At 69.4% G+C, this 12,326-nt stretch carries 7 protein-coding genes and 1 tRNA gene; 2 read left to right on the top strand and 6 right to left on the bottom strand.

Translation table 11 applies throughout. The features are described 5' to 3' along the window. Positions 1 to 2: 2 nt before the first annotated feature. The 6 genes from IHE46_RS08735 to IHE46_RS08710 form a co-directional block, all read right to left on the bottom strand. Positions 3 to 78: transfer RNA gene (locus IHE46_RS08735), tRNA-Thr, on the bottom strand. Positions 79 to 96: 18 nt separating this feature from the next. Beyond that, the gene (recD, locus tag IHE46_RS08730; RefSeq protein WP_225562920.1) at positions 97 to 2,040 is read right to left on the bottom strand and encodes an exodeoxyribonuclease V subunit alpha; all 1,944 of its coding nucleotides are present in this window, start codon (positions 2,038 to 2,040) and stop codon (positions 97 to 99) included. Between the two features lie 4 nt (positions 2,041 to 2,044). After that, entirely contained in the window at positions 2,045 to 5,692 is a 3,648-nt protein-coding gene (gene recB / locus IHE46_RS08725; protein ID WP_192164246.1) for an exodeoxyribonuclease V subunit beta, read from the bottom strand. After that, positions 5,689 to 9,195 carry an exodeoxyribonuclease V subunit gamma gene (gene recC, locus IHE46_RS08720; protein WP_225562919.1) on the bottom strand — a complete coding sequence of 1,169 codons (3,507 nt, stop codon included), beginning with the start codon at positions 9,193 to 9,195 and terminating at the stop codon, positions 5,689 to 5,691. The genes recB and recC overlap by 4 nt, the downstream gene beginning before the upstream one ends. Positions 9,196 to 9,375: 180 nt before the next feature. After that, positions 9,376 to 9,744: a YXWGXW repeat-containing protein gene (locus IHE46_RS08715; RefSeq protein ID WP_192164245.1), complete on the bottom strand. Its 369-nt coding sequence runs from the start codon at positions 9,742 to 9,744 to the stop codon at positions 9,376 to 9,378. A gap of 138 nt (positions 9,745 to 9,882) precedes the next feature. After that, a complete protein-coding gene (locus IHE46_RS08710; protein ID WP_192164244.1) occupies positions 9,883 to 10,221 on the bottom strand; it encodes a YXWGXW repeat-containing protein in 339 nt (112 codons plus the stop codon). 205 nt (positions 10,222 to 10,426) lie between these two features. Between IHE46_RS08710 and IHE46_RS08705 the strand changes: the two genes are divergently transcribed. Together IHE46_RS08705 and IHE46_RS08700 are read left to right on the top strand one after the other, a co-directional pair. Continuing rightward, on the top strand, positions 10,427 to 11,029 hold the full coding sequence (locus tag IHE46_RS08705) for a TetR/AcrR family transcriptional regulator (RefSeq protein ID WP_192164243.1): 603 nt from the start codon (positions 10,427 to 10,429) through the stop codon (positions 11,027 to 11,029). Positions 11,030 to 11,249: 220 nt separating this feature from the next. Then, complete coding sequence (locus IHE46_RS08700; RefSeq protein WP_192164242.1) at positions 11,250 to 12,167, top strand: alpha/beta fold hydrolase; 918 nt, start codon at positions 11,250 to 11,252, stop codon at positions 12,165 to 12,167. Positions 12,168 to 12,326: the final 159 nt, after the last annotated feature.

The following is a 12,326-nucleotide window of genomic DNA, read 5'->3' as shown; positions in this document are numbered from 1 at the left end:
GATGGTGCCGGAAACAGGAGTCGAACCTGCGACCTACGCATTACGAATGCGCCGCTCTACCAACTGAGCTATTCCGGCGATGCCGAACGGCGGATTTTACGGGGCAGCCGGGTGGGGCGCAAGCCGAGCGGCCAGCCCGGAGTGGCGCCGGGTGCGCCGGGCGATGGTCTGCTCGACGATGGCGGCGCTGCCGGCCAGGCTGAAACGGCGGCGGGCGCGGGTGATCGCCGTGTAGAGCAGCTCGCGGCCGAGCACGCCGTTGGGGTCGGGCGGCAGCAGCAGGGCCGTGTGCTCGAACTCCGAGCCCTGCGACTTGTGCACGGTCAGCGCCCAGGCGGTTTCCGCGTCGGTCAGCCGCGAGGGCGGCACGAAGCGCAGCCGCGTGCCGCCCGCATGGCCCGTGGCGGCGGCGAGGAAGGCCACCATCGGCCGGGTGCCCCCGGCGCCGTCGGGCAGGCGCAGGCACAGGCCGATGTCGCCGTTCATCAGGCCCAGGCTGTAGTCGTTGCGGGTGAGCAGCACCGGGCGTCCTTCGTACCAGCCGAGCTCGCTGTCGATCAGCCCGCGTGCGCGCAGCCCTGCGGCGACCTGGCGGTTCACCCCGTCCACGCCGTGCGGGCCACGGCGCAGCGCGCACAGCAGTTGGAAGCGGTTGAAGGCTTCCAGCGCGCCGCGCGCCCAGTCCGCGTGCGCGGCCTCGCCGGCGTCGCCGCCCGGGCGATGCGCGTGCAGCCATTCGAGGTAGTGGCGATAGCCGGGCGTGTCGCCACCGTCCGGTGTTGCCGAGCCGTCGATGGCCAGGGCCGTGAGCGCAGCGGCATCGACATCGGGCTGCCAGGCAAGGTCGGGCGCGGGCGTCTGCAGCATCGTCAGTGCGGCGGGCGCATCGCCTGCGTTCACCGCCTGCGCCAAACGGCCGATGCCGCTGGCCGCACCGAAGCGATGGCTTTCACGCAGCATCGCGATGCGCTGGTCCAGCGGCTGCGCATCGGCCTGCACGAAGGCGGCGATGTCGTCGCCGGTGGTGGCAGCGATCCATTGCGCGGTGCCGCTGTCGTAGTGGCCGGCTTCTGCGCGCCGGCACAGGTCGCCGAGCACCGCACCGGCTTCCACCGAGGAGAGCTGGTCCTTGTCGCCGAGCAGGACCAGCCGCGCCGACGCCGGCAGCGCATCGAGCACGGCGGCCAGCATTTCCAGGTCGACCATCGACGCCTCGTCGATCACCAGCACGTCCAGGTGCAGCGGATTGCGGCGGTCGTGGCGGTAGCGGCGCGTGTCCGGCCGCGCGCCCAGCAGGCGATGCAGGGTGAGTACCTCGGAGGGAATGGCCGCGCGCACGGCATCGTCCACGTCGAGGCGGGCGAGCTGCGCGGCGATCGAGGCGTTGAGCCGCGCCGCGGCCTTGCCGGTGGGCGCGGCGAGGCGGATGCGCAGCGGTTGTCCCTGCTCTCGCAACTGCAGTGTCTGCAGCAGACCGAGCAGGCGCACCACGGTGGTGGTCTTGCCGGTGCCGGGGCCGCCGGTGATCACGCCGAAGGCGCCGCGCGCGGCGAGCGCGCAGGCGATGCGCTGCCAGTCGGGCGATGCGGCAGCGGGGAACAGCCGCGCGAGTTCGGCGGCGAAGTGTGCGGTCGGTGCTTCCGTGTGCGCCACGCGGTCGAGGATGCCCTGCGCCACGCTGCGCTCGTGGTTCCAGTAGCGACGCAGGTAGAGCCGCGTGCCGTCCAGCACCAGCGGCGCATCGGCCGGCATGCCATTGCTGTTGGCGGCAAGCAGTGGCGAGGCGGGTAGCTGCAGATGGCCGTCTTCATGCAGCGAATCGGCGAGTGCGTGCCAGTCCTCGGGCCAGTCCTGTTCTTGCGCCAGCGTGGGCAGCAAGGCCAGGTCGAGGCAGAGATGGCCGTCGGCCAGCTGCCGGCTGAGCAGGGCGGCCAGCCATGACAACGCGGGCTCGAGCTGCGCGTCGCGTTCGGCGAGGAAGTGCGCAAAGGCCACGTCCAGCGGACGCAGGCGCTGTTGTTCCAGGGCACGCTGGAGCAAGGCGTCATGCCGCATGGGCGGTGCCTCCCGTGGCGAACAGGCGGTCCAACGCATCGACCAGCGCGAACGGAAGGCGCTCGCCATGCACGCCGTGGCCTTCGCCGTCCACACCGCGCAGGTAGAGATAAAGCACGCCGCCCATGTGGCGTTCGTAGTCGTAGCCGGGCAGGCGGGCCTTGAGCTGGCGGTGCAGCGCCAGCGTGTAGATGGCGTACTGCAGGTCGTAGCGGCTCTGCAGCACCGAGTCGCGCATGGCCTCGGCGGTATAGGCGGCGGCATGGCCGCCCAGCCAGTTGGATTTGTAGTCGACCACGTACCAGCGCCCCTGGTGTTCGAACACCAGGTCGATGAAGCCCTTGAGCATGCCGTTCACGCGATGGGGCGGCAGCGGGGGGCGTGCCAGGCCGTCCAGTGTGTGCGCAGTGACGATGCGGTCCAGCGCGGCCGCATCGACGCGGTTGGCCTCGAACCAGAACTCCAGCTCGGCGCGGTAGCGCGCGGCATCGGCGAGCGCGGCCAAGGGCATGGCGCCGTCATCGGGCAGCGGCAGCGGCGTATGCAGCAGCGCAGGCAGCCATGCCGTCAGCGGCTTGATCCACGATTGCCAGCCGCGCGCCTGGCAGCGTCGCGCGATGGTGTCGCGCAGGCCGACGGAAGGTGCGGCGGCACGCGCGAAGCCTTCGTCGGCGCAGCTCTCCAGCAGGTCGTGCAGGAAAGTGCCGGCGTTGGCACCACGGTGGAAGGCGTGGATGCCGTGCGCGTCCGTGTCGGATGCTTCCGCGTTGCTCGAAGCGACGTTCTCGGCAAGCGTGGACTGGCCGGCGGTCTCGGGCGCGTGGCGTGGCGCGGCACTGTCGTCGCCATGCGCAAGTGCGCTGTAGCTGGCAATCCACCACGGCTCCGCCGGTTTCAGCGAAAAGCTGCGCGCAGGGCGGGTGAGCGCGGTCGATGTGATGTCGTGATGGCGATGCTCGTCGGCGAGATCGGCCAGTTCGACGACCTGGATAGGCGTGTCCTCGCCGGCGAGCGAGCGTACGTGCGCCAACAGTTCAGTAGGCGCAATGGGGGCGCCGCCCGCAAGCACGTAACCGAACGCGGACTTGTGCAGGTCGGAGTCCTTCCTGTTGCCGTGCTTGAGGTTGGCTACGCCCAGCCAGCAGGCATGGCGGGCACGGGTGAGCGCCACGTAGAGCAGGCGTAGGTCTTCCTGCAGGCGTTCGCGGTCGGCTTCGCGCAGGGCGTCCTCGTCCGGCTGCAGGTCGAGCTGCGCGCGGCCATGACTGTCGCGCGTCTGCACGGCATTGTCGGCATCCACTTCGCGGAAGCCGCAGGCGAAGGGCAGCAGCACCACGGGGTATTCCAGGCCCTTGGACTTGTGCACGGTCACCAGCTTGATCAATGCCGCTTCGCTTTCCAGCCGCACGAGCTGCGCCTCCGCGCTTTCGCCGCTGCCAGGGCTGGCAATCTGCGCGGCGAGGAAGCGGATCAGCGCGTGTTCGCCATCCAGTCCGGTGGCGGCCTGCTGTAGCAGTTCGGCCAGATGCAGCAGGTTGGTGAGTGCGCGTTCGCCGCCGTCGCGGGCGAGCAGGCGCGCGGGCAGGTCGAAACGGTGCAGCAGTTCGTGCAGCATCGCCAGCACGCCGTGGCGCTGCCACAGCGCGTGCGACTGGCGGAAGTGTTCGTCGCAGGCTTCGCGTTCGGTATCGTCGTCGAGGCTGGCCAGCTCGGCGAGGTTGCGCGCCATGCTGGGCGTGGCTAGTGCGGCGCGCATGGCGCGGTCGTTGCCGGGGCGGGCGCAGGCATGCAGCCAGCGCAGCAGGTCGGTGGCCTCGTCGCTGGCATATACCGATTGCTGGTCGGACAGATAGACATGGGCGAGGCCGCGCCGGTGCAGAGCGTCGGCCATCGCGGCGGCGTCGGTCCTGTCGCGCACCAGGATGGCGATGTCGCCGGGTCGCAGCGGCGCGAGCGCGCCGTCCTCCGCCATGAAGCCGGAGCGCCCGGCCTGCGCAGCCCCCAGCCATGCGACCAGTTGCGCGGCTGCATGGGCTGCCATGCTTTCGCGCCACGCACCCATGCTGGCGGGTTCGACGGACGGATGGACGGCCATCTGCATCGCGGGCAATGGTTCACCGTCGAGCTGAAAGACTTCGTTACGACCCTTGGCCTTCACCGCCACAAAGGGCAGCGCCGTGCCGAAGCAGAACGCACCTTGCGGGTAGGTGTCCGCATGCCCGAACACGCGGTTCACCGCAGCCACCAGCGCTTTGCTGGAACGGTGGTTGGTGTCCAGCGTCCAGTGCGGCCGCGCGGCGCTTTCGCGGGCGCGCAGGTAGGTATGGATGTCCGCGCCGCGGAAACCGTAGATCGCCTGCTTGGGGTCGCCGATCAGCAGCAGGGCCGTGTCTTCGCTCCCGCCGTAGATGCGTTGCAGGCTGCGCCACTGCAGCGGATCGGTGTCCTGAAATTCGTCCACCAGTGCCGCCGGGTATTGCACGGCGATGGTATGCGTCAGTGCATCGCCGTTGGCGCCGTGAAGAGCGGTGGCGAGGCGCTTCAGCATGTCGTCGTAGCCGAGCACGGCGCGCGAGCGGCGTGTTTCGTCGAGGCGCTGCGCGATCCAGGTGGCGGCATGGGCGAGCAACAGCGGTTGCAGCGTGTCGGTGCTGGCTTGCGTCGCCAGTACGGCGTCGATGGCCGCGAAGAACGCGTGCGTTGGAGTGGGCTGGTTCTTGCGCGTCGCGCTCTGCAGCTTGGTGGTGGAATGGCGTTCCAGCGTCTTGGTTTTGGCGAGTTCGGCGGTGCTGTTCCATGCGTCGAAAGCGGCATGGTCGGTAGCCAGCGTGGCGGTTTTGTAGCTGGCGGCATTGAGCGCGCCGCCCTCCACCGCATCGCGCATCAATTGCGCGATTTCCGTGCCGTGCTCGCGCCACAGTGTGCGCGCCTGCATTTCGGCGTCGCGCAGCGATGCGGTAGCCGCATCCAGCATGTCGGCAGGATCGGCGATGACCGGCACCGGCTGGCCGCCCAGTCGCAGCGTGTCGGGTGAGCCGGCAAGCAGCGGTTTGACCGCGCGGCGCAGGGCGTCGGGTTCCTTCCACAGTTGCGCGACCAGTCCGGCGGCCTCGCGATCCAGCGGAAAGAAGAACCGCCGCCAGTAGTCGCGCACGGCCTCGGCAAGCAGTTCGTTTTCGTCGGCGATGCCGTCCTCGCTGGCTGCCTCGCCGCTGTCGAAGGCGTGCTGGACGAGCATGCGCTGGCACCAGCTGTGGATGGTGAATACCGCGGCCTCGTCCATCCATTGCGAGGCGAGTTCCAGCTTGCGCGCGGCGGCCGTGCGCGCCTCGTCGTCCGGGTATTCGGCGATCAGCGCGTGCAGGAAATCGTCGGCCATGCGCTGGCCGCGGAAGGCACCAGCAGCCTCGGCAAGCCGCTCGCGGATGCGCTCGCGCAGTTCCGCGGTGGCGGCCTTGGTGAAGGTCATCACCAGGATCTGCGCGGGCAGCAGCGGCTCGGCGCGGCCGTGGCCAAGCACCAGGCGCAGATAGAGCGCGGCGATGGTCCAGGTCTTGCCGGTGCCGGCGCTGGCTTCGATGAGCTGCGTGCCGGCCAGCGGCAGGCGCAGCGGAGACAGCGGCTCGGGCGCGCTCATGCGGCGTCCTCGTCTTTTCGTGCGGCGGCGAGCAGCGGCCGGTACAGGTGCAGCCAGTGTTCGAAACCCGCGCTGAGCAGCGCATCGAAATCCGGCCATTCGCGCTGCAGGCAAAGGTCGTCCTGCACTTCGCCGTGGCCATGCTGATGCCCGGCCTGGTCGTAGTTCTGGCGTGCGGCGTTGGCGGGATGCTTCCGTTTGTCGTCCGGCAGGTTCTGGTTCGCGGCCTCGACCCGCAGCCAGGCGAAGGCGGTCTTGCGCGCGACGGGCAGCGGCGACTGCATGCCGGCGCGCAGCGCGGCGCACAGCTCGTCGAGCAGAACGGAAGCCTCGGCCGTGGCCAGCGACGGAAGCACCAGCGTGGCATCCGGACCGACGATGCGGCTGGTGAGCCGCAACGCATTGGCATTCGCGAGCAGGTGCACCACCCAGGCGTCGAGCAGCTTGTCGTGATGGATGCCGTCGTCCCTGGCCAGCGTGCTGGCCGTGGGGATCAGGCGCACGTGGCCGCCTTCGCCGTCGTCGCGCAGGTCGCCTAGCCAGTCCTCGATGCAGAGACCGTGCGCCTCGTGGCGCAGTTCGCGCATGCCGGTGGCGTGCGGCCAACGCGCATCCAGCGAATGCCATGCGGTGCCGGCGTCGCGTGCGGCCTGTTCGACCGGCTCCAGCGCCAGCGTGCCGAAGCTGCCGGGCGGCAAGCTGCCTTGTTCGCGCAGGCGTTGTGCAGCAGGGCCGAGCGTATCCGTGCCGGCGGCGATGGCGGTGCGCAGCAGGGCATCGGTGGCGAGGTGGCGTTGGAGACCGTCGAGCGCGAAGGCCTCCTGTTCCGCGTCGGCGTCGTCGAGCGCGTCGAAGCGCACGCCCAGGCGTTCGGCATAGAAGGTTTTCGCGGGCGACTTGAGGAATCGTTGCAGCAGGCCGGTGTCGAGCGCGCCCTCCGGTTGCCACGCGGACAACGAAACCTTCTTACCTAGAGAGAGGGACTGGCGCGCACGCTGCCATTCGCCGGCATAGGTGAACAGGCGCGCGTCGCCGGTGGCATCGAAATAGCGCTGGCTGAAGGCCTGCAACGGGTATTCGGTGGTGAGCGCAGCGAGCAGCTTTTCGGCGGATTTCGGGTCGTGGGCATCGTCGTCCGCGCGGCGCCAGCCGGCGGCAAGGTAGTCGCGCAGTTGGCCCACCAGCACCGAGGGCGGCAGCTCGGCGTTGTCGCGCGCGCTGCGGCCCACCCAGCTCACGTGCAGCGTGTCGCGGGCGGAGAGCAGGGCTTCGAGGAACAGGTAGCGGTCGTCCTCGCGGCGCGAGCGGTCGCCGGGTCGCTGCTGTTTCGGCAGGGCCATCAGGTCGAAGTCGGGCGCGTCGTGGCGGCGCGGGTAGTCGCCGTCGTTCATGCCGAGCAGGCAGACCACGCGGAACGGAATCGCGCGCATCGGCAGCAGGGTGCCGAAGCTCACCGCGCCGCCGAGGAAGCGCTGCGACAGGCGGCTTTGGTCGATGGCGGCGAGCCAGTGCTCGCGCACCACGCTCAGCGGCAGCGTACCGTCGAAGCCGGCCTCGAGGCAGGACTGTCCCCACTCGGCCAGCGCATCGTCGAGGCGCTGTAAGGCCAGCGCATCGTCGTCGTCGCGACCGGCGTCGAACATGTCGGCAAGCAAGTGGCGCAGGCGTTCGATCCATGGCGCGGGCGCAGTCGGCGTGGCAAGCAGGCGCCACCAGTGTTCCAGCCGTTCGAGCAGGGCGGCGAGCGGGCCGACCAGTGCGGCGTCGAGGCCGCCGACCTCGGCGTAGGGCGCGATGCCGTCCAGCGATGTGCCGTCACCCACGGCATAGCCCAGCAGCATGCGGCGCAGGCCGAAGCGCCAGCTGTTCTGTTCCTCGGGGGGCAGGCCCAGGGTTTCTTTCTGCGCCCCGTCCAGGCCCCAGCGGATGCCGGCACCTTCGATCCAGCGGCGCAGCACCGGCAAGTCGGCTTCATCCAGGTGGAAGCGGCGGCGCAGCGCGGGTGCGTCGAGCAGGTCGAGGATGTCGCCCGCGGCGAAGCGCGATTCGGGCAGACGCAGCAGCTGTTCCAGCGCCACCAGCAGCGGCGCGCTGCCGCGCGCGGGGCGGTCGGCGATGCTGCACGGCAGGTAGCGCGGATCGTCGGGCGAAATACGGCCGAACACTGCCTGCACATGCGGCGCGTAGGTCTGGATGTCCGGCACCATCACCATCACGTCGCGCGGCGCCAGCGATCGGCCTTCGCGTGCGGCGCGCTCGAACAAAGCCAGCAGCTCGTCGTGCAGGATCTCCACTTCGCGCTGCGGGTTGTGCGCCACGTGGAAGCGCAGCGATTCGTCGCCGTCCTTCCACGGCTGGCGCTGCGCGGGATCGGCAGGCAGCGGTTCGAGATCGAGGATGGCCTGCTGCACCTGGTGCAACAGGCTGTCGCGACCGGGGTCGGCGAACAGATCGATGTCGCGGTTCAGCGCGGCGAAACGCGCGCGGTAGATCTCCGGCGCGTCGAAGCCGTCGAGCAGGCGGATGTAGTCGCGACCCTGCTTGCCCCACGCGGCGAGCAACGGGTTGGCGTGCAGGTGCAGTTCTTCGTACTGCGGCGTTTCGGGTGCGCCGGGTTTGGCCGTCTGTCGGTGCCGCTCGGCCTTGAGCAGTTCGCGGTCCTCGATGATGTCGGCCCAGTAGTGCCGGCACGGGTTGGCCACCAGCAGGAACACCTGGCACACGCGGCCCAGCGCGGTGAGCGCTTCCAGCGTCTGCTGCGGCAGCGAAGAAATACCGAACACCACGATGCGCCGAGGCAACGCGGCAGGTCGAGTTTCCAGCGCCGAGGCACGCGCAAGGAAGGCGCGATGCACGCCGGCGCGATGGCTGTCGCGTTGCGCGGTGCCCACGTCGCGCAGCAGCGCGCGCCACAGTTGCGCCTGCCAGCGCTGCGTGGCGGGCAACGGCAAGCGTCGTCCGCGCGGGTCGTCGCGCAGCACGTCCCGGCCGTGTTCCCAGTCCTCCAACCAGTCGGCGCGGTAGACCTGGTACTGGTCGAACAGATCGGCGATCTGCTGCGCCAGCTGGAACAGCCTGGCCGGGTCGACGCGGCCTTCGCCGAGAAAATGGCGCAAAGGCGCAAAGGCCTCATCGCCCAACTGCGCGGGCAGCAGACGCATCAGGCGCCATGCGAGGCGCGACTTGTCGAACGGCGAATCCGCCGGCACGGCTTCGCGGCCCAGCACGGCGCGGTACGCACGCCACAGGAAGCGGCCGGGCAGTTGCATGTCCACCGCCGCGCTGATGCCCATGCCGCCCGCGTCGCGCGGCCGCGCCAGCGCCAGCTTCAGCCACTGCGCGATGCCGTTGCTCTGCACCAGCATCAACTCGTCTTCCAGTGGCGCCAGCGGCGCGCGCGCCAGCCATTCGACCAAGAGGTCGCGCAGGTCTTCCAGGCGGTTGCCGTGCACGACCATCAGGCCGGGCTGGATGTCTTCCGTGATGGGCGGGGGTGTCGGCATCCGTCGATTTTGCCGTCCTTTGGTCTCGCCGTCTGCGATGGCCTGGAGAGCGGGCACGAAAAGCCGGCGATCGCGAAAACGAAACGGCCCGGAATGCCCGGGCCGTTTCCTTGAACCATGCGGCCATGGATGGCCGCCCGCGTGATCTTCGCGATCAGGGATGATCGCAAAAAGACAGCCTCAGCCGGTCACCCACACGCCGGCGCTGAAATGCCAACCGTCGTTGCGCTGCACCCAGCGCGGATGCACATAGTGATAGCCGGGGCGCACCACTTCCCAATGACCGGGCACCGTGACATAGCGGCCGCCGTACCAGCGCCAGTAGCCACGCGCCCAGACGTAACCGGGACGCGGCGCCGGTATCACTTCCACCACGGGCGGCGGCGGGGGCTGCGGCGCGACCACTTCCACCACTTCCGGTTGCGGCGGCGGCGGTGGCGCGTAGTAGACCACCCGGTGCGGACGCGGCGGCGGTTCGACCACGCAGCCTGCGGCGGTAGCGGCGGCTGCGGTGACGATCAACAAACCCGCAAGGCGACGTAATGACATGAGGTTCCTCCCTCTGTTTGGTGTGATGGATCAAGATTGCGCGGCGTTGCCGTACCGCGAGGTGGCTGGAGTCTAGAGGCGATCAGTACGGCGGAAAGTGGCGCTGTGTCGCCGCTCTCGTCGCAGGTTGTTGCATGTTCAGCGCGCCCAGTAGCCGTTGTTGAAATGCCAGTTTCCGCGCGGTCCCTGCGACCAGCGCGGCGGCAGGTAGCGCCAGCCCGGACGCGAATGCATCCAGCGGCCGGACACCCACACGTGGCGGTGCATGCGCGGGCTCCACACCCAGTAGCCGGGTGCCCACACGTAGCCGTAGCGCGGCGGCGGCACACGTTCGAAGCGCGGCGCCGGCGGAGCTACGCCGATGCCCACGCCGACGCCGACCGATACCTGCGCCTGTGCGGCGGGCGTGGCGACGAAACCGATGCCGGCCAGCGCCAGGGTGGCGGAAAGAATCAGGGCAGAAGACTTGCGGCTCATCAGTGCTCTCCATGGTCGCCGCGAGTGGCGGCGTGCAGTACGGAAAACGCCGCTTGGCGAAAGCGTGTTGACGCAAGGTCGACGATGCATTCAGGAATGGGTGGGACTTCGTCTTTGACGAGGGTGCGATGGCGCGGAAGAGCCACCGGTAACGGCGCGCGAAAAGTGTTTGTAAAAGAACGAACGATCGTGCTATTTTCTGCCCATGGAAACCCTCGAATCCACCGGCAAGCGCGCCGCCACGCGCGGCACCATCCTCGATCACGCCTATGTGCTGGCGCGCCGCGACGGGCTGGAAGGCCTGTCCATCGGCGCGCTGGCGACCGGCGTGGGCATGTCCAAGAGCGGCGTGTTCGCGCACTTCGGTTCGCGCGAGGAGTTGCAGCTGGCCGTGCTCGAGCTGGGCGCACAGCGCTTCATGGCCAACGTGTTGCTGCCGGCGCTGAAGCAGCCACGCGGCCTGCCGCGCCTGCGCGCGATCGTGGCGAACTGGTTCGTCTGGGCGCGCAAGCACAAGAGCGGCTGCGTGCTGCTCTCCGCCGCCAGCGAGTACGACGGTCGCGACGGTGCGCTGCACGACGCCGTGGTGGCGCAGCAGGCGGGCTGGCGCGGCGAACTGGAGAAGGCGATCACGCAGGCCGTGGGCGAAGGCCACCTGCGCGCCGACACCGATGCCGACCAGCTTGCCTTCGAGGTCTACGCATTGCTGCTCGGCCTGCATCACGACGGCGGCCTGTTCGGTTACGACGAAGCCGAGCGCCACACCGCGGCCGCGTTCGAGCGCCTGTGGCGCAGCTGGCAATCATGAGAGCCTGCTTCATGCCTTTGCTCAGCTCGCGTTGCCAGTGGATGGCCGTACTGCGGCCATCCACTGGCAACCCTGCGGGCCGGGTTTGTTTGCGTGCTGGCCCGCGTCATCACTCGGTCGTGGACGGACGTCCACTCCTTCGTTCTTCCTTGGCCAGCGCGCAAACCATTCCCGGCGCGAGCCACGCGAAGGCATGAAACAGGCTCTGAGGAATTCCCCCATGTCCACGCATGCCGTTTCCGTTTCCGCCCGTCTGCGCCTCAATGCCTTGCGCGCCGGCTTCGTGCTGGGCGGCCGGCTGGCGCCGAAGCACACCGCCGACCGCGCCGCGCGCCTGTTCGCCACACCGTTCGCCAGCAGCCGCAGCCGTGCGCTGGCGACGCCGGACGACGCGGCGATGCAGCGCGGCGAACTGCACATCGGCGGCGAGCGCATCGCCACCTATGTCTGGGGCGATCCCGCCACGCAGCCATATGTCTTGCTCGCGCATGGCTGGTCCAGCTTCGGCCTGCGCTACCAGCCATGGGTGGAAGGATTGCGTGCACAAGGCTATGCGGTGGTGACCTTCGACCAGCCCGGTCACGGACGCAGCAGCGGCCGGCTGTGCACGCTGCCCGAGTTCGCCGCCACCATCCGTGCCGTGGGCCGTCATTACGGCGAAGCGGCGCTGGCGGTGGGGCATTCGCTGGGCGGCGCCGCGCTGGTGCTGGCGCAGGACGAAGACTGGCATGCGCAGCGCCTGGTCCTGGTGGCACCCGCCGCGGACATGCGCGACGCGGCCAGCCGCTACTTCCGTTTCGTGCGCCTGGGCGAACATCTGCGCCAGGCCTTCTACGACTGGCTGCTGCGCCGTACCGGCATCAGCGTCGAACAGCTCGAAGTGCATCGCTACCTGCCGGCGCTGGGCCAGCCCGCGCTGGTCGTGCACGACCTCGACGATGCCGACGTGCCGTGGAGCGAAGGCGAACGCTACGCACGCTACCTGCCCGGCGCGCGACTGCTCAGCACGCAGGGACTGGGGCACCGCCGCGTACTGGACGCACCCGCGGTCATCGCCGCGTCCCTGGCCTTCCTGCGCGGCGAGCGCGTGGGCGAGCGCGTGATCGGCACACCCAACCTGCCATTTGGCGTGGCCTGAGTACCTGTTCAAAATCTCCGCGCCGCCACACAGAGAGAGATAGCGAACTCGAAATCCCTCAGTTTCCAGATACGGCGAGGTGTGGCCGCTGTGCAGGACGTGTCGCCGAACGTAGTTCCAACATCCTCAACACCGCCTGCTCGTAGTCCCGGCGGATCA

This window comes from Rhodanobacter sp. DHG33 (assembly GCF_014843005.1).
Classification (GTDB): Bacteria; Pseudomonadota; Gammaproteobacteria; order Xanthomonadales; family Rhodanobacteraceae; genus Rhodanobacter_A.
This window is presented reverse-complemented; position numbering and strand designations above follow the sequence as displayed.